Source organism: Magnetococcales bacterium, from assembly GCA_015231925.1.
Taxonomy (GTDB): Bacteria; Pseudomonadota; Magnetococcia; order Magnetococcales; family JADGAQ01; genus JADGAQ01.
Map to the genome: position 1 here is coordinate 1 of JADGAQ010000059.1, position 21,466 is coordinate 21,466.

Sequence of the window (21,466 nt, forward strand, 5' to 3'; positions counted from 1 at the left end):
GCCGTAGCCGCCGTAGCCGCCGTAGCCGCCGTAGCCGCCGTAGCCGCCGTAGCCGTAATAGTAGCTGCCACGGCCTTGGTAACGCACCTTGTTGAGAATCAAACCGACGATTTCGGGGTTGCCCAGTTGTTCCAGGGCATCGCGAACCGCCATCTGGGGGGTGCGCTCCGCCTCCACCACCATGACGATCTGACCCATGTTGCGGGCCAGTTCCCGGGCCTCGGTGGTCACCAGCAACGGGGGAGAGTCGAAGACCACGATGATGCGTTCGTTGCCCAGTCCCCCCAGGGACATGGTGTGCAACAACTGGCGCATGTTCTCGCTGGCCAGCAGTTCGGTGGCGTGGTGATGCAGCCGGCCGGAAGGCAACAACATCAATTTGGGAATATTGGTGCGAATGAGGATGTCATGATAGTGGTCCACCTGTTCCATCAGGTAGTCGGTCAGACCCATCTTGGCCTTGAAGCCCAGAATCCGCGACACCGAGGGTTTGGCCACGTCGCCGTCGACCAGGATCACGGTATTGTCCACTTCGGCGGCCAGGCTCATGGCCAGATTGATGGCGGTGAAGGTCTTGCCCTCCTTGGGAAAGGCGCTGGTAACCATGATCAGGTTGGCGTTTTCCACCTTGCGGGCGCCCTGTCCCAGGGCATTGAGCAGCAGTGGCCGTTTGATGATGCGAAACTCTTCGGCGACGGAAGAACGTCCCACGTCCGGGGTCAGAATTCCCTTGGCCTTGAGACCTTGAAAATCCAGAACGACCTTCTTGCGAATGGACGGCCCCCCAGCCAGCCGTGTTTCCCCCAGATCCTCATCGAAATCATCCACTTTTGCCACCTTCCAGCAGAGATGCTCTCGGTCAAAGGTTGAGCAGCATCAATACGATATATAAGCCGAAGAGGGTGATCATGGTCAGGGTGAAACCCACCTTGCCCTCCAGCATCGATTCCCTGGAGTTGTCCTCCACCATGGAAATCGTGCCCAAAACGGGCAGGCCCAAGGCCTTCTTCAGGCTGGCCGGGCTGTCGAACACCGGACGCATGATGGAGGTGAACAAGGCCAGGGCGAACCCGGCCAGAATCCCGCCGATCATGGCGACGCTGAGAAACAGCGGACGGTTGGGACTGATCGGCGAGGTGGGCAGGGAAGGCGTCTCCAGAATGCGAAAACGTACCCTGCGGCTCAATCCTTCCGCCACATCTCCCGAAAAACGCGCCTCTCCCTGGGTTCCCAAAAGGGAGACCAGTTTGTCCCGATTGATTTTGACGTTGCGTTCCAGGCGGATGAGTTCCGCCTCGACGGCGGGCAACGCCTCTTCCTGGGTGCGGAGGTTGTTCAGCATGGACTGGTATTCGTCCACGCGGGCTTTCGCGGAGGCCAGATCCGCATCCACCTGGGTCAGGGACATTTTCACCTGGCGATAGATGGGATCGGCATCCCGCTCCCGATCACGATCCTTTTCGGTCGACTGTGCCTCTTCCACGATGGGTACGGCCATCTGCTGCCGAAAAACCTGCTTCTGCTCCTCCAGATGTTGAATGCGCCGCCGCAAAGCCATGATGTCGGGATGCTCCTCGGTATAGAGGGCCATCTTGCGACCGCCACGCATGTAACTCTTGTCGAGCATGGTCTGAATCTGCACCTGCAACTCGCCGATCTGCCGGTCGAGCCCCGAATTGGCGCTCGGTTCGGGAATCACCGGTTTGCTGGCAGGGCGTTCCGCAGCGGCTGGCGGTCGGGCTTCCTTCAATTGCCGCAGAATGACGTTGCGGCGCTCTTCCAGTTCCCGCACCCGCAACGTGCCATCTTCCAACTGTTTGGTGATGGAATTGAGACGCCCGTAATAGCCGCCGGTACCCTCTCCCGTGGGCAGGATGCCGGCGTTGCGACGCTTGAAGTCCTGCAACAGCGCTTCCGCTTCGGCCACCCGGGTTTCGTAGCCCTGAATCTGTTCGCCCAGAAACTTCTGTGCCGTGCGATCCCCGCCACCCGAGGGCGTTCCGCCCATCTCTCCCTTGGTCAGCATGTTCAGCAGGGTCTGCACCACTTGTTGGGTGATGCGGGGCTGGTGATAGGTGAAGGAGATGGTGTAGAGGTTGGGATTGCCCCGGGACGAGGTGAGGGAGACGCGGGTGCGCAGATCGGCGAGAACATCCTCGATTTCGGCGCGTTGCTTCACCATCAACGCCAGATCGGTCTCCTTGACCACCTGGAACAGGGTCTGCCGCTGCTGCAGGGTGGAAAGCAGCCGCCGCGCCTCCTGGGTGACATCCAACGGGGTGGTCATGTTCAGGTAGGGCTTCAACTCTCCCTGGGGATCCTCGATCAGCACCCGGGCCCGGGAGATATACTCATCCTCCATGAAATAGACCACGGTCCAGCTGATGACGCAAACGCTCCAGGCAATCAGAGCCATGTGCCATTTGTAACGTCCCACACCCCGCATCTGGGTGAGAACCTGAAAGGCGATTTCTCGAAAATTGAGTTCCTGCATGCCGGTAGTCGCGCTGGTCGAACATTTCCGTCACCACCGTATTCCCGCTGAGCGGATGGCTCGTCGAGACGATTGGCACGGTCAGGGATTTCTTCAGAAAAAGGGTATTATAGACATTTCCACCCTGGGAGTATACCTCCCGCCCGGAGCGAGGAGCCGTGGCCGGGATGAATCATTCCAGGCGACGCGGGCCGGTGGCCCCCCTGCCGAACAAAACCACCTCCACGGAATGGATCAAGACCAGCAGATCGAAAAAGAGACCCTGGTTCTTGACGTAGTAGAGGTCGTAATAGAGCTTCTCCACCGCATCCTCGACCGAGGCCCCGTACCCGTAACAAATCTGAGCCCAGCCGGTGATGCCCGGTTTGACCCGTAACCGCTCCCGATAATAGGGAATGCGTCCGGCCAGAATCTCCACGAATTCCGGACGCTCCGGGCGCGGCCCCACCAGGCTCATCTCCCCTTTCAGGACATTGAAGAACTGCGGCAGCTCATCGATCCGGGTCTGCCGCAAAACATGTCCCACCCGGGTGATACGCCGGTCGTTGCGCTGCGCCCATTGGGGACCGGCCCCTTCGGCGTCGGTGTGCATGCTGCGAAACTTGACCACCTTGAAAACCCGCCCGCCGTAGCCAACCCGTTGCTGGGTGTAAAAAACCGGTCCCCTGAAACCGCTATCCACCCAGATGGCCAGGACGGCCAGCAACATCAACGGCCAGGTTATTCCGATCAGAAACAGGCTGACAACCACGTCGAAGAACTTTTTGGACAGCTCCTGCAACAAATTCCGCTCCAGACCGTCGGAATGGAAGATCCACCATTGGGGGTCGAGAAGATCCATGCGAATGACCCGATCCGCCTGTTCGAAAAAGCCCAACAGGTCGACCGTGCGCACACCCCGCATTTTGCAGTCGAGCATCTGCTCCATCAGCTCCCGGGGCAGGATGTCCACATCCGTCAGCACCACCAGATGCACCCCCTGGGTCTTGACCACTTCATTCAACGTGGAGCCACGCAGCACCTTCTCCGCCGACACCCACTCCAGCTCACCCGGAATGGGCAGGAAACCGATGATACGGTGCTCCTTGACGGACTGCTGCTGAAGGGCGTTTTCCAGAAAACGGGCCTGCTCTCCCGCGCCCACCACCAGGATGCGTCGTCGCAGCAGGTCCATGTCCAGAACGAATTTGACGAACAAGGCCCGATTGAGCATCACCCCCATCAGGGCCAGCAGAAGGGTATAACCGAAGGCGCCACGACCGATGAAGAGGTGGGGAAACACGTAGAACAACAGGCTCATGGCCACGATGCCAACCACGAAGCTGAGCAGAATGCCCAGGATCTCTCCCGCCTGACCGTTTTCCATCAGGTGCTGGTAGCGCCCCATGGCGGTCATCGACAGAATCATCACCACGGCAAAGAAGAGCGCCCGAGGGAAGAGGCCCCCGGAATGCATTTCGTCGGGATGGGCCTGATCCAAAAAGCGGATGGCCACCCCGCCGTAGATGGAAGCGATGAAGATCAGCGTTTCCATCGCCAACAGCAGCAGTGACCAGCGGGCGATGTAGTGCTTGAAAATACGGATCATCTCGTTCTGCCAAAGCTTTCGTGGCAAGGCAACCTGCCGGACTCGACCCACCCGTTCCGGATCTGAGCCCATTAAAGTACCGAAATGGCGTCAGATTGCAACAGGAATGTGGAAAGCCATAACGACTCCACTATAATGGTCCCGGAATTCGGGCGGTGTGGAGCACTCCGGGCGCATCCTGAAACAAGAAGGCGCGGAGAAAACTCACTTCATGGTAACAGATATAGATAAATAATCAATAAGAAAAATAAATGGTAACTATTCAGACCCCTGCCCGGAGCGGCATGATCGTGTCAACGGCAAAGGAAAAGTCTCAGGGGTGCCCCCTGGACCCCATGGGGTTGAAACGTCAACAGCAAAAGGAAAAGTCCCAGGGCGCTGCCCTGGACCCGTCGGGGGGGATAATCCCCCCCGAACCCCCGTATGTCTGAACAGATACAATAAATGGGTATAAAGAAACCGGGCGGTATCCGGTTATTATCACACCGAAGGTCGGTTTCCATCCGGAAAAACCATCACCGGCAGCCACTCGCGCGGTATTCCCAACAAACACTCTGACGGATACTTCCATGCCCTGGATCAAATCGGGTTTTCGCGCCTTCATCCCATCCCTGACCTGGCAGGTGGCCCCGCAAGTCGCCGAACTGGTCCGACGCCAGCCGTCATCGGCCCGCATCCTCGATCTGGGGGCCGGGGGACGCCTCATCGACAATCGGGTGATCGGCGTTGACTTCCAACCCTTCCCCAATACCCGTGTGGTGGCCGACATCGAAACCTTGCCGTTCGCCTCGGCATCCATCGATCTGATCATCGCCACCGGGTTGCTGGAACATGTACGAAATGTCGAAACCACCATTCGGGAATTCCACCGGGTCTTGAAACCGGGGGGACTGCTGCATGTCGAAGTGCCTTTTTTGCAGCAATACCACGACGACCCCATCGATTGCCGCCGCTTCACCCGCCCCGGTTTGGTGCTGTTCCTGGAGCAAAACGGATTTTCCTCGCAAAAGAGCGGGTGCCACATCGGTCCAACCGTCGCCTGGATCACCTTGACGGCTTATTACCTCGCTTTGTGGTTCGAAGGCCCCTCCCTGGTTTCCAGAATCCTGTCCAACGCGGTCTTCCTCATCTTGTCCATCGCATTGTTTCCGCTCAAATACCTCGACAAGCTGCTGCTTGGCAGGACAAACGGACATCGTTTGGCCTTCGGCGTCTTTTGCACGGCGACCCGGTCATCTACGGACCATTCGTCACCGCGTTGAACAAAGCCGCGAGTTCAGCCACCTGCTGCCGGCGGGAAAAACGCTGCCAGGTCGAAGCCTCCCCATGCCTGGCCGTCCCGTTTTTCACCTGCTCCAGAAAGGTCAACAAGGCGTTTTCCATGCCCGGAGCGTCGTGCATGTCCGTCGGCGTTTCAAAATCCATCTGCCGAAGCAGGGCTGCCGAATCACTCTGTGGCGGGACAAAAGGCAAGAGCGGTTTGCCCACCCTCAGGTATTCGAACAATTTGGCCGGGATCAAGTGTCCAAAATGGCTGCCCTGCAGCAACAACAAGGCGTCCACCTGCATCATTTCCTGCAAGGCCTGCCGATAAGGCAACGGGGGTTCCACACGCACGAAGGAGGAGACCTCGTAGCGCCGTATCAGATCCTGCACATATCCCCCCTCTCCCGTGGCGCGAAATATCACCTCCAGTGAGGCCGGTCCGATGACCCCGCGGACATGCAGCCGATGCAACACCTCGATGAAGGTGCAGGGATCCCGGTCGTGAAGTCCGGGATAGAGTTGTCCGCTGTGCAACATCACCAAAGGTGATCGGGGGGCGCGAGGGGAGGCGGTCGGCAGATTCTCGAAATCCTCCTCGTCATAGCCATTGTAGAGCAGGGAAAACCGGTCCCGGGGCAATTCGGGATAACGTTCGCGGTAGAGGTTCAACATACCCGGAGTGGTGACGGTCAGGCGGGCGCAACGATGAACCATGGCCCGTTCCAGGCGCACGAAGGCTTTTCGAGTCAGGGGATCGTCGGGAAAGGTGTCGATGCACATGGCATCCCGGCAATCGGCCACCCAGGGAATGCCGGTCAGGCGGTGCAGAGTGAGTGCAATCAGATGAGAGGTGGCGATGGGATAGGACGACCAGATCACCTTGGGCCGGTGACGACGGATCAAGGCCAAACCGGTTGGCACCGCACCCAGCCACCAGGAAGCCCAGCGGTCCGGCAGCGCGGTGAGTCGCAGATAGCGGCCTTTGAAAGAGAGGTGCCGGGCACTGTCCAGGGCAAAGGCTCGGGAAACGGAAACCGAGGCGGGAATTTCACCCATCTGTTCCGTGCCGGTACAACCGTAGGCCCGCGGATGGGCGCTCAACACCACCGGTTGCCACTGGTAGTCCGGCAGATAACGCACCGCCTTCAGGGTACGCTGAATGCCGCTCAGTCCCCGGGCGGGCGGAAAATGAAAAGCCACCATCAACACGGTTCGCGCCGTTTCGGTCGCCATGGTTGGTTTCATCTTCCGGAAAGCGGTTTTGTCGTTCCGGAAGCCGGCGTCGGCTTTCGGGGAGGATCAAAGATGGAGACAAACGGCGTCGGGTCGTTTTTCGACCGGCTCGGAATCACATCCGGCGGAGGAGCCGTCTGTACAGCCTTTTTCACCGCCAGATACAGAACAACCATCACGGAGGTCATGTGGTAGGGAACGTCGAAATAAGCCATGCCGAGGAACGCTCCCGCCACGGCGTACCCGATCAACGAATTTTGCACCATCGAGGCCAGTTCCTTGGCCCATACGAGATCGGGTCGTGATCGCACCATGCGGAGGATCCTTCGGCCCAGAAGGAAGGCCTGGACAAACAGCAGAATGAAAAGCGTAAACCCGGGAATTCCCTGTTCCGCCAGAACTTCGAAGTAGATGCTGTGGGCATCGTGTACCTCTTTGACCGGGGCATAGAGATCGAAGTTGGCTTTGGTGAAGGCCGAAAAACCCGCACCCAGGATGGGTCGATCCGCCACCAGGTTCAGTGCGAAAAGCCAGGAGTTGATGCGTCCGCTGACCGAGGCGTCCTCGGCAACGACCTCTTCCTGTGAAAACATGGTGATGCCCAGCATGCGTTCCTGCCATTTTTCCGGCATGAAAACAAAGCCAAGCTGGGCAACGATGGCCAGAATGAAAAGAATCGAAAAGCGCCGGTTGGTCTTCCACACCATCGACAGCCCCATAACCATCAAGCCTACCAACCCCCCTCGGGAGTAGGTGCCGATGATGGTCACCAAATTCAGGAACATCACCACCAGCATGCCTATTTTATAGATCGGTTTGTCCAGCCTCAGGTAGACATAGTAGAGGAGCGGCATGGCCATGAGGATGGCCAGGGCCATGGTGTTGTTGTCCCCGAAAAAGCTGTCGTCCGGTCCGTAAACGTGATAGCTGCCACCATACAGGAGGGTGAACAGTCCTCCTTTGACCCCCCAGAATCCCAAAGAAAGGGCAATCACCCAGACCAGGGCTTCGATCCATTTCCTATCCCGAATCACCAGAAGGGTGACGAGAATCATGGCCTGGATCTTCATGGTGCGCTGCCATTCCCAAAGCGCTTTGCCACTCAAGGCAAAATAGGTGGTTAGACAGATCCAAAACACGAAAAACAACCAGGTAATGGTAACGTTAGTTATTGGAATCTTTTTCGCAATATCTTTGGCGAAAAAGATTCCCAAAATGGTTGCAATAGCCACAATATAGTTGAAGCGGAACTCATAGGCGAAGCTCCAGGTCAGTCGATGCGGATTCATGTAGCTGATCCAGGTCCACATCAACAAACCGATCTGTGGCCGCATGAAACAGATCGGCAACATGGCGAAAATGAACAGGGTCAGAATGATATCCCTCATGCCTTCCCATCCCGCAGTCGAAACAGCCGCTGATACAACGCCTCATACCCGGCCACGCTGACCTGCCAGGTTCGCTCCCGGACCACCTGATCCCGAGCCTGGCGACAGATCTGCGGCCAGGAGGCCCGATCGGCGATCCGCCTGATCAGACAATCCGCCAGCGCGGCGACATCGTCCGCCGGAAACAGCCACCCGGTGGAACCGTGCCGGATCAATTCCCGGTGACCGGAAATATCCGAAGCCGCCACCAGCTTGCCGCTGGCCATAGCCTCCAGGGGTTTCAGCGGGGTGACCAGCTCGGTGAGACGAATGGCCTGTCGGGGATAGACGAAGATCTCGATCCGATCATAGTAGCGACCCACCTCCTGATGCGCCACCCGTCCCGGAAGAATAACCGACTCCTGCAAACCCAGCACGGCAACCTGACGACGCAGGGCCTCCTCTTCCGGACCACCCCCCACCAGGAAGAGCCGGGTGTCGGGCAGAACCCGCAACAGCGCCGGCATGGCGGCGATCAGGGTATCCAACCCTTCGTAGGCATAAAAGGAGCCGATGAAACCCAGGGTGGCGCCACGACGGGAAGGATCCGCATCCGGCATGGCCCGTGGCGGAAAAGCCTCCACATCGACGCCGTTGGGAATCACCACCAGACGCTCCGCATCCAGCCCCCCCCGCGAAAGCACCTCCTCTTTCAGCCCCTGACAGATGACCGCCACGCCCTGGGCCCGTCTCAAGACATGGGTCTCCAGGGCCCGGGTCAGGCGATAGCGCAAATCCCCTTGCCGACAGGTGCCGTGGCTGACCGCCGCATCCTCCCAGAAGGCCCGGATCTCGTAGACCACCGGAATGCCTTGCGCGGCCCCCAGAGCCGCCACACCGTTCAGCGCCGGGGAGTGGGCATGGATCAGATCCGGACGGCAGAGCGGAATCACCTCCCGCAGGCGGCGCTTCATGGCCCGGATATCCAGCAGGGGCTTGAGCCAGTCGTTGCCGGTTCGGGGGGCGGGGGTGCGCAGAAAGGTGAACTCCCCCACCGTCTCTTCGAGCCGGTCGCCGCTGTTCTGCCGGGGACCGGTCAGCGCCGTCACCTCCCATCCCAGACGACGCTGTTCCCGCAGAATGGCGGCGCTGCGAAAGGTGTATCCGCTTTGCAGGGGCAGGGAGTGGTCGAAAAGGTGCAGAATGCGCATCAGTCGTAACCCAGTATGGAGCGAAACAGAGTCTCCTGACCCCGGGTGGTGGCCTGCCAGGAAAAGTGTTCGGCGTGACGCCGCACGGCTGCCCGATCGGTCGGGGTGGCCAGCCAGCGCCGACAGGTCTCCACCAGGGCTTCGACGCTCCGTTCGGGCCAAAGGTAGCCCGCATCGGGGCTGTTGACCACCTCCGGCGTGCCCCAGACGGGGGTGGCCAGCACCGGGGTGCCGCAAGCCATGGCTTCCAGCAGCACGTTGGCCCAGCCTTCCCGATCGGAAGCCAGAACCAGGGCATCCGCGCCGTTGAACCAGAGCGGCATGCGTTCCCTCGGTTGCAGGCCGGCGAAGCGCACCCGATCCGCAACACCCAGGCGAAGGGCCAGTTGTTCCAAAGCTCCCCTTTCGGGCCCCTCCCCCACGATGACCAGATGAACTTCCGGCAGAAACGGCAGCGCCCCGATCACCAGATCGTGACCCTTGCGCGCCACCAGATGACCGGCGGAAAGCAGCACCGTGCCGTGCAACCCCAGCTCGCGACGCAACATCACCCGATCCATCGGGCGGAAGTGGTCCGGATCGACCCCGTTGCGCAGAACCGTGATCTTGTCCGCAGCCATGCCCAGATCGATCAGCGCCTCCCGCAGGGCCTGGCAGACCGTGATGACCGCCGCCGCCTGCCGGCCCGCCCAGAGGATACGGCGGCGTGGCAGCGGATCGCGAGGAATCAGGTTGACATCGGTGCCCCGGGCGGTGATGACCACCGGAACGCCCAACCTCTGGCCCAGAAGCGCCGCCGCAACGCCGTCCGGGTAGAAATAGTGGGCATCGATCAGTTGAAAATCGTGGCCTTCGCGACGCACCTGCCTCACACTTCCCCAGGAGGCCGCCGCCAGGGTCCAGGGGGTCAGGTGCATGCCTATCCGGGGAATCACCAGGTAACGGGGGTGGCTGATGCGCAGACCGTGGCGCTCTTCGAAACGGGGCACCCGGCAGAAGGCGCCATACCGACCGAACCGTTCCGAAGCCAGGGGAAACCAGGGTACCGGCGCCACCACCCGACTCTCCACCCGGCCACCGGCCAGCAGATGACGCAACCGCTCTTCCACGAAAAGCCCGTGCGCGGGCTGTTCCCGATTGGGAAACAGGGTGGAAAAGGTCAATATCTTCATGCAGGCTCTTTCGATGCGGGTCTTTGCGGCGCGGTACAGTTTAGCATCCCGCTTGCTTTCCGGTAAGACGCCATTTACAAAAAAAGAGACGGCGGGCCAGAAGGGGATTTTCCGACCTGCGTCATTTTCAGTCACCTCCAGCCAAGGAACTCCCGTGACCTCCTTTCACGACCTGCTCTGCTGCCCCTCCTGCCGCGGCGCGCTCTCCATCTCCCCGCAAAGCCTCGATTGCCCGACGTGCGACACCCGCTACCCGGTGGTGGACGACATTCCCATCCTGATTCGCGGCATGACCCCCGAAAACCTGGAAAGCCGTTTCACCCGTTATTGGGACTCCACCGCCAAGGCCGATCTTTACGACCGCAAGGTGGAAGGCGGCGACGATCCCTTCGGCGTTTACAATCATGAGTCGGAACTCTACGGCATCACCGCCCTTTGCCGCGCCGACAACCTCGACCTGGTGCTGGACGCCGGTTGCGGCAACGGACGCTTCATGGCCGGCCTCGGCCCGGAAAGTCTCGCCGTGGGTTGCGACGCCTCCCTCAACCTGTTGCGCATCGCCCGCGCCAAGGGTCGGGGCGCCTTCCACGTCTGTTGCGAACTCGAACACCTGCCCTTCCGTAACGACGCCTTCGGCAGCGTCATCAGTTGCCGGGTGCTGCAACATCTGGTGGAACAGGAGCGCGCCGTCAGCGAAATGGCCAGGGTGGTGCGACCCAAGGGAGATCTCATTCTCCAGGTATACAATACCTGGAACCTGAAGACAATATACAAAAATATACGCATGTCACCCATGCGAAAGGTATTCAACTGGCCCTTTCGCAAGCTCTTCCGCTCCATGTCCCCCTTCGACGACTGGGGTCTGGATTACGACCGCTACAACAGTTGGGTCGAACTCTCCCGCTGGATGGGCCGTTCGGGACTGCAGCGGCTGAGTGGACGCGGCGTCGGTTTCGGTTATCACAAATACTTTTTCCAGCCCTTTTTCATCGATGCCGTGCTGCGCAACCACGCCCCGAACTTCCTGAAGGGCTACTACCGCTTCTGCGCCGCTCTGGAGCGCCGGATCGGCTCCCTGCCGCCCTTCCGCTACCTGCTGGAAAAGATCGCCATCCGGGGCAGCAAACCATGAGCGTGCCGTCCAACCCCCTGGGCAAAACCCTCTATCTGGGGTATCGCAACCTGCCCTTCTTCACCCGGACCGCCCGTCGGGAACGTCTCCGGGAACGGGACGGCACGGCAATCGTGGTGCGGGACAACCGCTTCCATGTGCGGGAGGCGGTCGACTGGCTGATCCGGGCCCAGGAGTCGAGCCCCGATCGCGGGGTGGCCCGGGGCTACTCCCTGACCTGGAGCCAACACTTCGACGCCCGGGGCTGGCAACCCTCCTATCCGGAGACCACCGGCTACATCATTCCCACCTTTTTCGACTGCGCCCGCTACCTGAACGATGCCGACCTGGGGCGTCGCGCCCTGGAGATGGCCCATTGGGAGATGGCGGTGCAACTGCCCTCCGGCGCCGTCATGGGAGGTACGGTGGATCGCCGTCCGCCCACCCCGGCGGTTTTCAACACCGGCCAGGTGATTCTGGGCTGGCTGCGCGCCCACCGGGAGAGTGGCGAAAAGGCTTTTCTGGAAGCGGCCCGCCGCGCCGGAGCCTTTCTCGTGGCCAACCAGTCCGCAGACGGCTCCTGGAGCCAGGGCAACTCCCGTTTCGCCAACAGCCGCACCACCACCTACAACAGCCGTGTCGGCTGGGCCCTGATCCTGCTGGGACAACGTTGCGGCGACGACTCCTTCCTGCAGGCCGGGCGGCGTGCCATGCACCACACCCTCTCCCGCCAGCAGGAAAACGGCTGGTTTGCCGACAACTGTCTGTCGGATCCGCAAGCCCCGCTGCTGCACACCATCGTCTACGCCATGGAAGGGCTGGCCGGCGCGGCGGAGGCCCTCGACGAGGCGTCGTGGTGGCAATACGTCATCCTGCCCGCCACCCACCTGCGGGAACGGCTGCCCCCGGATGGCCGTCTGCCGGGACGTTTCAATCCGGCCTGGCAGCCGACCGTCTCCTGGTGCTGCCTGACCGGAAGTGCTCAACTGGCGGGAATCTGGCTGCGATTGGCACAACGGAGCGGCGATCCCTCCTGGACCGAGGCCGCCCGTCGTCTGCTGACCTTTCTCAAAACCACCCAGAACTGCGTGACGGAGCATCCCGGCCTGCGCGGCGGCATCAAGGGATCCCACCCCCTCGACGGGGGATACGGGCCCTACGAACTGCTCAACTGGGCGGCCAAATTCTTCATCGATGCCTTGCTGCTCGACGACGCAACGGATCCAGCAGGCGTTGCGGAATCATCTCCGGCGCCAGGTTGAGCAGCGGGCCCAGCCGGCCCGAACGCCACAACGCGACGATATCCCCCGGAGAGACCATGCCCAGCAGTCGCCTTGCCAGACGGCGGCGCACTTGCGACAACTCCGCCCCGCCGGCATACCGTGCGGCAAAGGCGTGGAACAGGCGGATCAACCGGGCCATGGCGGCCCACTCCGCTTCTCCGAGCCGACGGGGAACAAAACAGGCCAGGGAACGCAGTTGACTCGCCTCCTGCGGAGAGAGGCTCTCCCCGGGAAGCAGATTCCGGTATTGACGCTGCACCAAACCCAGCGCCACCTCCTCCTGCTGATCGCGATGCGATACGCTGATGCGCTTGTCGTGGCGGCGGCAGCCGACCAGCGGTTCCGTCAGATTGGCCCCACGGGTCCGACTCAGCAGGCGTACCCACAGATCGTAATCCTGCGCCCGGGGCAGGCTCTCGTCGTAAGTGAGGCCCAGGGAGCGACGCCACATGACCGCCGAATGGAAAAAAGGATTCTGGAATAACATCTCCCAACGGATGGCCAGATCCCCGGAAACCACCTCCCCCGGTTTCCCCGGCGTTCCCTCCGTCGAAAGCAAAAGACAGTTGCTGCCCAGCAGACCCACCTCGGGATGCGCCTCCAGAAAGGCCACCTGCTTTTGCAACCGTTCGGGAAAGGCGATGTCGTCCGCGTCGAGCCGGGCCAGATAACGGCCCCGCGCCTCCGCCAATCCCCGATTCAGGGAACGGGTCAGGCCGAGGTTTCGGGGATTGGTCAGGCAACGCAGACGCGGTTCCCGGCGTTGCCATTGCCGCAGCAGGTGCGGGGTGGCATCACTGGAACCGTCGTCCACCACCAGCAGTTCGAAATCGCCGAAGGTTTGCCCGGCCACACTCCGCAACGCCGCGTCGAGAAAGTCGGCGCCGTTGAATACGGCCAAAAGAAGCGTGACCGGCGGTTGGGCTTGATCGGTCATCCTGGTCTGCAACCCTTGGGGCATATGTGGTGGAACCAAACCGGTCATCGCCACCATGGTCAAGTATGGATCTCATCGGTGGAGCATGGTACAGTCACGCCATCTCCGGGTCTGTCCCTCCTGGTCGGAGAGTTCCCGGTCCCTCTCCCGCAGGAAGAGGGGATGAATCAACAGACCCGAATGGCTTGCGCCGGATTCAGGATTTGATCGTCTGCAAATCGTCCGCCAATGAATGGCACGTCTCACCCCCTCCTCCCAGGGAGTCGTCATGTCGACCCACTCCGAAACCGATCCGGCGCCAACCTATCCCGTCACGCTTCTGGAACGCAATGGTTCGTTTTTTCTGCATCAACCCGACCTGAATATTCTGCTTTCCGGTGCAACCGCCGACGAGGTGTTGCGCCTCTTCCAGGAAGAATGCCGCCGGCAGTTGGCCCATTACCGCGAATTGGGCCTGCGCCCCCCCCCTGCGGGAGTATTCCCTCCGAAGCAGGCTGCTCAACGGGAAAAACCGGCACGGTATCTCTCCTGGCAGCGCCTGGGAGCCTGGATGCTGCTGACCGCTCTGTTCGCCATTCTTCTCGGCAGCGCCATTCGGGATTCAACCCGTTTGTTAATGCTGTACACACCGGAAGCTGCCGGAAAAATCATGGGGATGACCATAACGGGCATCCAAAAAGGTATTGACCATCTGGCCAATCTCTCCCCACAAGAGAAAAAGGCCTTGCAGGCCAAAGTACACAAAGCCGCGGAAAACCTTCGTCCTCTCAAGGAGGAACTGCGCCTGCTGCTGGCCACCCCCGGGGTGGAGCCTTCCGCCGACAAGGCCTCGATGGCCCCTGTCCCCAGCGCTGCGGGAACAACCACCGTTGACGATGAAGGCGCCGCTCCCCATGGGCATTGACTCTTTGCCCTGGCAAACCTCGGCCGTCGCGCCGGAACTTCGGCGTAAATTCCTTCTTCTGTTCAGTGTCTCCCTGCTCTTTCTGACGCTTCTCTCGATCAACCTGGCCTGGTTGAACCCTTACGGGAACCGGGCACCCAACTTTCGACCGTTCCCCGACAAGGTTCTCATGTGGCAATACGACTCCGATGCCTGGGGCAACTTCTGGTCGGCTGTCTATTTCCCGGACTATTTCAGGGCCGTGCCCACTCGCATCGAACGACCAGCCGCTTTGGTACCCGTGAAGATCATCGGAGAAATCTATTATGCGATACTGCGTTTGATTCCTGTAGGAGACAACTCCCCGGGCCACTTGAAAACGCCGAAAAAGCTGATTCTGGCCATGGCCATGGCCCATTATACCGTCAAATTTTTTCTCTATCTGGTCGGTCTGTGGTTCTTTTACAGAATGCTTCTTTTGCTTGTATCGTGGCCGGTAGCGATGGGGGCTTCAATAATATTATTATTTCATCCGTGGGTAATTATATCTTATACTCATTTTCACCAATATGATTATCAAATCATCAACCCTATCATCATGACCGGGTGTCTGGTGGAACTGGCACGCCGGGAACAACTCGGCCAACCTAAATGGCTGTTGCTGACACTGGTTTCCCTGCTGACAGGCTTTCTGATGCTGGCCAAGACCACCCCGGTGGTGTTGCTGGCCATCCTGGCCATCCTGCTGCTGCGGGGCCGTGTTGTTGAAATGGTTCTGGTAATCGCCGGAAACGTGATCGTTTATGGCGGGTACCGCCTGTTTCTTCTCGTGGAAGACATTCCCTGGTGGTCGGAAGGTATCCATAAGGCAAATTATGGTAAAATGCTGATAGAGCCGCTCCTTCAAGATGGGGTGACCGCCCTGATTACAAAAACAGGGGAGACTTTGTGGCCTTTTCTGGTCGCCTTATTGACCTATCATACCATCTGGATGGCATTTGCCTGCCTGGGAATTGTCGTACTCATCCGCCAAAAAGCTCATTGGACCATTCCGCTCTTCGCGCTGCTTGCCCTCGGAACCACTTTTGTCCAGGCACTGGCCACCGGTCGCCTGCGGCCCTACATGACCTCCGATCTCTGGTTCATCACCGTCGCCCTGTCGGCCGTGGCCGTACAATGGGGCTTGCGCCAGGGGTATCTGCGCCTTAAATGGCTGCAATGGCTCACCTTGGCCTGGATAGTCATCGGCGTGACATGGCACATCCACCTGCCGTGGCTGTCGCCTGCCGAACAATTAACCCAAAACCAACCCTTTTAAACCATGAATCTCCAAACCTCCTCCACTCCTCGAAAACAGGGTTGGATCGATCAACGATCCTGGCTCTTCGCCACAATACTGCTCCTTCTGTTTGGCCTGTCTTTGCGGTATCAAATGGACAAAACGCCCTGGCATACCAGCGGGGATGGCCGTCAGTATGCCGATTATGTCTACCATCTCCTTCACGAACAGACCTTTACCTTCGAACAGGATGTGTTTAAAAACAGAGAGTTGATCGATCCCCGCACCTACCGCGAGCCCGGGCTCCCCGTTCTGGTCGCTGCGCTCCTCTCCCTGACCCTCGAAAAAGAGCAGGTCACTCGTTCCTGTCTGGTAAAAAACGAAGGGGAGTCGTGTCAGACTCTGTACGATCGCCTTAAATCAATCAACGCTCTGGTGGCCTGGTTGCTGGCCTTGGCACTCTTTATTTCTGCCCGCCAGGTGAGCGGCAGTCATGTAGTTTCTTTAATATCATTATCATTATTTATAATATCATTTTCATCCCTGCCTAATATTAATATTCTTCATAATCTCGCCTCGGAGTCTCTGGCTTCCCTGTGGCTTCTCCTGGCCTCTGTTTTTCTTTTTCGCATCCGGAAATTTCCGGCTCATCTCCCCTCCTTCTTCGCTGCAGGCCTTTTCATCAGCCTCCTCATCCAGACCAAAGCCATCTTTCTCTACAGCTTGTTGTTGCTGATCCCCATACTCTTCTTCTCCTCCCACCCCCGCCGTTTCCTGAAAACCACCCTGTTTTTGCTGCCCTGTCTGGTTCTGGTTCTCCCTTGGCAGGTTCGCAATTTTTCGATTACCGACAGCCAATCCCGATCCGTTCGGGCCTGGCAAGTCCTCTCCTTGCGCGCTGAATACGGCACCATGTCCCGACATGAATATAAACTAGCCTGGTTATATTATATTCCATCTTATATTATTCCGTACCGCATAAGACAGCAGGAAACTATCATGAAACGCTTTTTCAATGACGAGGAATGGCAAAGATTAAACTATAAAAATCCGGATGGATTTTACCAGCGGGGTAGCCGTTTTACCGGGGAAATCGGCCAACGCCTGTACGACGATCAGGGCAAACCGGACTTCTCCCGCTATGCCGAAACCGTGCAAAACGCTCTTCTGGATCATTGGGAAAGGCAGATCATGCTGATTCCTCTGTTCCTCTGGAAAGGTCTTTTCCTACCTCTGGGAACACTGCCTGAAATGGATTCCGACGGGCTGGTGCAGCTCAGTCGCCGAGTGTGTACCCTCTTCTTCCCTTTTTTGTTCCCGTTTCTCCTGGTTTATATCGCCAAACATCGACAGGAAACCGACAGAGCCGCCCTGTTCTTCGTGGCTCTCGGGTGTTACAGCTGGATTTTGCATGCCGTATTGACTTCCATGGAGAATCACTATCTCATTCCCCTCATTCCGGTCCTGATCATCACCTTCTTCAGCACTCTCCGGAAGATTTTCTCCCGGTTTCAGCCAATCCCGCCAACAGCGCACACTCCTGCGCCACCACCCGCGGCAGGGATACCGTCTCCAGCATGCGTTTCCGAGCCTGCTCCCCCAGCGTGCGACGCAGCTCCCCCCGCGCCAGCAGTTCCCGTATGGCCCCTCTCAGGGAGACCGCATCCGGCGGACACAACCAACCATCCACCCCGTGCCGGATGACCTCCCGAATCCCCGGCACCTCCGTACCCAAAACCGCCGCACCGCAGGACATGGCCTCCAGCAGCGCCTTGGGATGTCCCTCGTAAAGGGACGGCATCACGAACAACGCGCCCGATCGAATCAGCCCCGGCAGCTCACCGTGCGGCCGATTGCCCAAAAAACGCACCTTCTCCGCTCCCGGACGGGCTTGCAGCGTCTCCCGCAACTCCCCTTCCCCCACCAGCAACAATTCCACCGGCAGATCCTCTATCGCCTCCAGCAACGCCGGCAGATTCTTCTGTTCGTTCAATCGACCGACGAATACCAACCGGTTGGCAACCGGCTCCTCCTCCCCTTGGGGACAAAACAGATCCGTCGTCACATAATTGGGAATCACCCGCACCCGCCACGCCTCGGCGCCAAACTGCCCGATGGCGGCCTGCCGCATGGCTTCCGTGGTCACCACCACCCGATCCGCGTTCCGAAAAACGGTGTGTTCCAACGCCAGAGCGGCCTGGGCTTCGGCGGAGGCTTCGCCGTGGCGGCGAATGGTGAATTCGCTATTGAGAAAACCGCAACGCGCCACCACCGGCCGACCCAAACGCCGTCCCAGCGCCAGCATGCGATCGGCCCCCCGCATCTGATTGCTTTTGAATACCGCGCCCCGCCGTTTCCAACGCGCCGGAAACCAGCGCAGCCACTGCCAATAGCGTTCCATGGAAAGCCCATGGCGGTTGCAGACGATATCAATGCCCTCCAGCCGGGAGCGGAACGCCTCTTCCCCCGCATCCCCGTAGGTCACGAAGGTGATGCCGCCCAAATGGGGTTGCAACGCCCGATAGAGGGCCACTTCCCGTTCCAGCGAGCCCCCCTCCTCCCATTGGCGCAACGACATGCCCCAGGTGAAAAAGAGTACCAGATGCGTGCCTTTCAGGGAGGGGTCGTTGCCGGATGCGCCCATTGTCTCGTGGCTTCCCGATCAGGGTCATGTTAGAGTTGAGTGGTTCGCCAACAGGGCTTCACTCTATCACGGGCCTCGCCGGCGAGCGAGTCGCCACACCTGTCGGAGCCGCCGCCCCCCATGAAGATTCTCGCCACCTTCAAACCGGAATGGTACGAACTGCCCGATCACAGCTACGGCGTCGTTGCCGAAATCGACTGGTCGAACAAGACCATTCTGCGCCAGTTGCGTCTGCCGTCCGCCTCCTTCCGGGATGACACCGCCTTCCAGGCCCCCCTGCTCGGCGGTCTCACCCAAATCGGCAACCGCCTCTTCGTGGCCCTGTGGAACTGTATCGTGGAGATCGACTACGCCACTTTTCAGGTGGTGAACGCCGTCTCCCACCCCTGGATGGCCGATCTGCACGGCATGACCACCGACGGCAAACGCCTCTGGGTGGTCTCTTCCGCCGTGGAAGCGGTACTCTGTTTCGATGCGGAGAGCCTTACCCCGCTGTGGCGCTGGGGGCCCGATCAAGCCATCCTCGAACACGGCGCCCCCGCCTGGCGGGGCTGGTGGCCCCTCCGGCTGTTCGACCCCCGCCGCAAGGCGGTGGAACGGGAGTATCGCTATATCCACAAAAGCCGCTCCCCCTACCGCCGTCACCACATGAACGACATCCGCTTTCACCAGGGTCTGCTCTACATCACCACCCACCGCTGGTTCGATTCGAAGGCCGGCGCCATCATCCGCCTCGATCCGGAAAGCCGCGAGGCCCACTTTCATGTTCCTCCCGGCAGTTTCCAGGGCATGCACGACGGTGAGTTCCGCGACGGACGACTCTACGTCACCGAATCCGCCGCCAACAGCGTCGCCTGGCGGGAAGCGGACGGTCGTCCGGAACATCGGTCGCTGCAGCCCGCCCCCTATTTCGTGCGCGGCCTCTGCCAGGGAGAGAACGACTCCTTCCTGGTAGGCTTCACCCGATTGCGTCGTTCCGAGGCCCCCTCCTGGATCATCGAATACGACGCCACCTTCACCCGGGAGATCAGCCGTCTCGATGTCTCATGCTTCTACCCCGCCAAACAGGGCACCGCCGTCCATGCCCTGTTGCGGTCTCCCGAATCCCCGACCCTGGAGACAACGACATGTGCGGCATCGTGATCGACTGCCGGGCCGGTTGCGGAGAAGGCGCCCGTCTCGCGGCCCTGGAAAGCCTGCGGCATCGCGGTCCCGACAATCAGGGCACCTGGGAGGATCCGGTCAACCGTGTCTGGCTGGGGCACCGCCGTCTCTCCATCGTCGATGTCTCCGCCGCCGGCAATCAGCCGATGAGCAACGAGGACGGCTCCATCCAAATGGTGGGCAACGGGGAGATCTACAACGCCCCCGCGTTGCGCACCCGTCTCGAAGCCCTGGGCCACCGTCTGCGCTCCCGCAACAACGACAACGAGATCATCCCCCACGCCTATGAAGCCTGGGGGGAGGGCTGTGTCGATTACCTGGAAGGCATGTTCGCCTTCGGGCTCTGGGACCGGAAACGTCGATGCTTTTTCGCCGCACGGGATCGTCTCGGCATCAAGCCCCTCTATTATCTGCCCCATCAGGGCGGCCTGGTGCTGGCCTCGGAAGCGGAGGCCCTGCGACGCATCGTGGCCCCTCGCAGTCTCGACTGCGACCCCCTGGCCCTGGCCCACACCCTGACCCTGGGTTACGTGCCCGCCCCCCTCTCCATCTGGAAGGAGCTGAAAAAGCTGGAACCGGGCCACTGGTTGCGTCAGGACGAAAACGGCGACATCGAAATCCGCCGCTACTGGGAACCCCCACGGGAGATCGATGCCGGTGGGGACCGGGCCTCCCCCGGCTTTGCCGAACGTTTTGAAACCGTGTTGCAGGAGCACCTGCTGGCGGACGTGGAGATCGGCTTGTTTCTCTCGGGCGGCATCGATTCCTCGGCGGTCGCGGCGGGTCTTGCCGCTCTCAAACAACCCCTGCAGGCCTTCACCGTCGGCTTTCCCTCCTCTCCGCGCAGCGAAGCCCGGCAGGCCGCCGTCACCGCCGCCCATCTGGGCCTGCCCCACACCGTGGTGGAAGTGACCGGCGAGTCGGTACCCGATCTCTTCGATCGCGCCGCACGGGTGGACGAGCCCCAAACCGGAAGCGGCCTGCTGCCGATGCTTTCGCTTTGCGCCGCCACCGCCGGACGCTTCAAGGTGGCCCTCTCCGGAGACGGCGGCGACGAGATTTTCGCCGGCTACACCTGGTATCGCAACCTGGAAGCCCCTCTCGCCCCTCCATGGTGGCGGCGCCTGATGGCCTTGGTGCCCCATCCCCATCTTTATGCACAACGCGCCGACCTGTTCGCAAAGGCCTCCATCTGGCATCGCCACGCCTGGCGACTCTTTCCGCGCTTTCTGCCGGAAGAGGTCTCCCGGTTGCTGGCCCCCATGGGTTTGCGTTTCACGGATGAGGAGATGCTGGCCCCCTTGCAGCGCCACGTCGCGGAGCAACTGCCCCTGTCGCGTCAACTGCAGCGGGTCGATCTGATGAGCTTCTGCGCCGATCACGTCCTGCCCAAGGTCGATCGGGCCAGCATGGCCCACGGGGTGGAGGTGCGGGTGCCTTTCCTGGATCATCGACTGGTGGAATGGGCCCTGTCGCGTCCGCCGGATCCCCGGGAACTCAACGGTCCCGGCAAACCCTGGCTGCACGACTATCTGGCCGACAAGGTGCCCCCCGAGGTGCTGACCCGTCCCAAGCAGGGTTTTTCCCTGCGGGTGGAAGAGTCCACGCCGCTGTCGGAGCGTTTGGCCGATCTGGCGGAAAGTCCCTGGGTCAAACAGGGCTTGTGGCATGCGGACTGGAAAAAGATGGCCTGCCAACCCGGACCGCATCAGGCCGCCCGGTTGTGGATTTTAAGCATGCTCGACCGCTGGGGGCGGTATCATCTGTAGAATCAGGGGAATCTGTTCAGGTATACGGGGGTTCGGGGGGGATTATCCCCCCCGACGGGTCCAGG

General features: G+C 60.3%; 17 protein-coding genes. 7 read left to right on the forward strand and 10 right to left on the reverse strand.

Annotated elements, in window-relative coordinates:
* The 3 genes from HQL56_08510 to HQL56_08520 all read right to left on the reverse strand — a co-directional run.
* On the reverse strand, window positions 1-807 hold an 807-nt coding region (locus HQL56_08510; protein MBF0309554.1), incomplete at its 3' end, for a tyrosine-protein kinase family protein.
* Between the two features lie 52 nt (window positions 808-859).
* Window positions 860-2,494: a hypothetical protein gene (locus tag HQL56_08515; GenBank protein MBF0309555.1), complete on the reverse strand. Its 1,635-nt coding sequence runs from the start codon at window positions 2,492-2,494 to the stop codon at window positions 860-862.
* Window positions 2,495-2,666: 172 nt separating this feature from the next.
* Window positions 2,667-4,109 (reverse strand): TIGR03013 family PEP-CTERM/XrtA system glycosyltransferase, encoded by a 1,443-nt coding sequence (locus HQL56_08520; protein ID MBF0309556.1) that lies wholly within the window; start codon window positions 4,107-4,109, stop codon window positions 2,667-2,669.
* A gap of 542 nt (window positions 4,110-4,651) precedes the next feature.
* Between HQL56_08520 and HQL56_08525 the strand changes: the two genes are divergently transcribed.
* Complete coding sequence (locus HQL56_08525) at window positions 4,652-5,344, forward strand: class I SAM-dependent methyltransferase (protein ID MBF0309557.1); 693 nt, start codon at window positions 4,652-4,654, stop codon at window positions 5,342-5,344.
* Here the strand turns inward: HQL56_08525 and HQL56_08530 are convergent.
* From HQL56_08530 to HQL56_08545, 4 genes are read right to left on the reverse strand one after another with little or no spacing between them, the layout of a single operon-like run.
* Window positions 5,319-6,581 carry a glycosyltransferase gene (locus tag HQL56_08530; GenBank protein MBF0309558.1) on the reverse strand — a complete coding sequence of 421 codons (1,263 nt, stop codon included), beginning with the start codon at window positions 6,579-6,581 and terminating at the stop codon, window positions 5,319-5,321. The genes HQL56_08525 and HQL56_08530 overlap by 26 nt on opposite strands.
* A gap of 8 nt (window positions 6,582-6,589) precedes the next feature.
* Window positions 6,590-7,969, reverse strand: a complete 1,380-nt coding sequence (locus tag HQL56_08535; protein MBF0309559.1) for a putative O-glycosylation ligase, exosortase A system-associated — start codon at window positions 7,967-7,969, stop codon at window positions 6,590-6,592.
* On the reverse strand, window positions 7,966-9,159 hold the full coding sequence (locus HQL56_08540) for a glycosyltransferase, exosortase A system-associated (protein ID MBF0309560.1): 1,194 nt from the start codon (window positions 9,157-9,159) through the stop codon (window positions 7,966-7,968). The genes HQL56_08535 and HQL56_08540 overlap by 4 nt, the downstream gene beginning before the upstream one ends.
* Entirely contained in the window at window positions 9,159-10,331 is a 1,173-nt protein-coding gene (locus tag HQL56_08545; GenBank protein MBF0309561.1) for a glycosyltransferase family 4 protein, read from the reverse strand. Before HQL56_08545 ends, HQL56_08540 begins: the two co-directional genes overlap by 1 nt.
* A gap of 154 nt (window positions 10,332-10,485) precedes the next feature.
* Between HQL56_08545 and HQL56_08550 the strand changes: the two genes are divergently transcribed.
* Complete coding sequence (locus tag HQL56_08550; GenBank protein MBF0309562.1) at window positions 10,486-11,463, forward strand: methyltransferase domain-containing protein; 978 nt, start codon at window positions 10,486-10,488, stop codon at window positions 11,461-11,463.
* Entirely contained in the window at window positions 11,460-12,704 is a 1,245-nt protein-coding gene (locus tag HQL56_08555) for a hypothetical protein (protein MBF0309563.1), read from the forward strand. The genes HQL56_08550 and HQL56_08555 overlap by 4 nt, the downstream gene beginning before the upstream one ends.
* On the opposite strand, the gene HQL56_08560 is transcribed toward HQL56_08555, so the two are convergent.
* Complete coding sequence (locus HQL56_08560) at window positions 12,631-13,662, reverse strand: glycosyltransferase (protein MBF0309564.1); 1,032 nt, start codon at window positions 13,660-13,662, stop codon at window positions 12,631-12,633. The two genes, HQL56_08555 and HQL56_08560, sit on opposite strands and share 74 nt — an antisense overlap.
* A 268-nt stretch (window positions 13,663-13,930) precedes the next feature.
* Between HQL56_08560 and HQL56_08565 the strand changes: the two genes are divergently transcribed.
* The gene (locus tag HQL56_08565) at window positions 13,931-14,566 is read left to right on the forward strand and encodes a hypothetical protein (GenBank protein ID MBF0309565.1); all 636 of its coding nucleotides are present in this window, start codon (window positions 13,931-13,933) and stop codon (window positions 14,564-14,566) included.
* Complete coding sequence (locus HQL56_08570) at window positions 14,556-15,863, forward strand: hypothetical protein (protein MBF0309566.1); 1,308 nt, start codon at window positions 14,556-14,558, stop codon at window positions 15,861-15,863. The genes HQL56_08565 and HQL56_08570 overlap by 11 nt, the downstream gene beginning before the upstream one ends.
* 498 nt (window positions 15,864-16,361) lie before the next feature.
* Here HQL56_08570 and HQL56_08575 read toward each other — a convergent pair whose 3' ends face one another.
* Together HQL56_08575 and HQL56_08580 are read right to left on the reverse strand one after the other, a co-directional pair.
* Window positions 16,362-16,682 (reverse strand): hypothetical protein, encoded by a 321-nt coding sequence (locus tag HQL56_08575; protein ID MBF0309567.1) that lies wholly within the window; start codon window positions 16,680-16,682, stop codon window positions 16,362-16,364.
* A 622-nt stretch (window positions 16,683-17,304) separates the two neighbouring features.
* Complete coding sequence (locus HQL56_08580) at window positions 17,305-18,468, reverse strand: glycosyltransferase family 4 protein (protein ID MBF0309568.1); 1,164 nt, start codon at window positions 18,466-18,468, stop codon at window positions 17,305-17,307.
* Window positions 18,469-18,588: 120 nt separating this feature from the next.
* Here HQL56_08580 and HQL56_08585 point away from each other — a divergent pair, with 120 nt between their 5' ends.
* Window positions 18,589-19,611 carry a hypothetical protein gene (locus tag HQL56_08585; GenBank protein MBF0309569.1) on the forward strand — a complete coding sequence of 341 codons (1,023 nt, stop codon included), beginning with the start codon at window positions 18,589-18,591 and terminating at the stop codon, window positions 19,609-19,611.
* Entirely contained in the window at window positions 19,596-21,401 is a 1,806-nt protein-coding gene (gene asnB, locus HQL56_08590; GenBank protein MBF0309570.1) for an asparagine synthase (glutamine-hydrolyzing), read from the forward strand. The genes HQL56_08585 and asnB overlap by 16 nt, the downstream gene beginning before the upstream one ends.
* The last annotated feature ends 65 nt before the right edge of the window (window positions 21,402-21,466 follow it).

What these genes read in the sequence shown, in the direction of transcription:
- HQL56_08535 (MBF0309559.1), bottom strand. Translation starts at nt 7,969, where the DNA reads ATGAGGGATATCATTCTGACCCTGTTCATTTTCGCCATGTTGCCGATC.
- asnB (MBF0309570.1), top strand. Translation starts at nt 19,596, where the DNA reads ATGTGCGGCATCGTGATCGACTGCCGGGCCGGTTGCGGAGAAGGCGCC.
- HQL56_08580 (MBF0309568.1), bottom strand. Translation starts at nt 18,468, where the DNA reads ATGGGCGCATCCGGCAACGACCCCTCCCTGAAAGGCACGCATCTGGTA.
- HQL56_08515 (MBF0309555.1), bottom strand. Translation starts at nt 2,494, where the DNA reads ATGCAGGAACTCAATTTTCGAGAAATCGCCTTTCAGGTTCTCACCCAG.
- HQL56_08555 (MBF0309563.1), top strand. Translation starts at nt 11,460, where the DNA reads ATGAGCGTGCCGTCCAACCCCCTGGGCAAAACCCTCTATCTGGGGTAT.
- HQL56_08545 (MBF0309561.1), bottom strand. Translation starts at nt 10,331, where the DNA reads ATGAAGATATTGACCTTTTCCACCCTGTTTCCCAATCGGGAACAGCCC.
- HQL56_08525 (MBF0309557.1), top strand. Translation starts at nt 4,652, where the DNA reads ATGCCCTGGATCAAATCGGGTTTTCGCGCCTTCATCCCATCCCTGACC.
- HQL56_08565 (MBF0309565.1), top strand. Translation starts at nt 13,931, where the DNA reads ATGTCGACCCACTCCGAAACCGATCCGGCGCCAACCTATCCCGTCACG.
- HQL56_08570 (MBF0309566.1), top strand. Translation starts at nt 14,556, where the DNA reads ATGGGCATTGACTCTTTGCCCTGGCAAACCTCGGCCGTCGCGCCGGAA.
- HQL56_08585 (MBF0309569.1), top strand. Translation starts at nt 18,589, where the DNA reads ATGAAGATTCTCGCCACCTTCAAACCGGAATGGTACGAACTGCCCGAT.
- HQL56_08560 (MBF0309564.1), bottom strand. Translation starts at nt 13,662, where the DNA reads ATGACCGATCAAGCCCAACCGCCGGTCACGCTTCTTTTGGCCGTATTC.
- HQL56_08540 (MBF0309560.1), bottom strand. Translation starts at nt 9,159, where the DNA reads ATGCGCATTCTGCACCTTTTCGACCACTCCCTGCCCCTGCAAAGCGGA.
- HQL56_08530 (MBF0309558.1), bottom strand. Translation starts at nt 6,581, where the DNA reads ATGGCGACCGAAACGGCGCGAACCGTGTTGATGGTGGCTTTTCATTTT.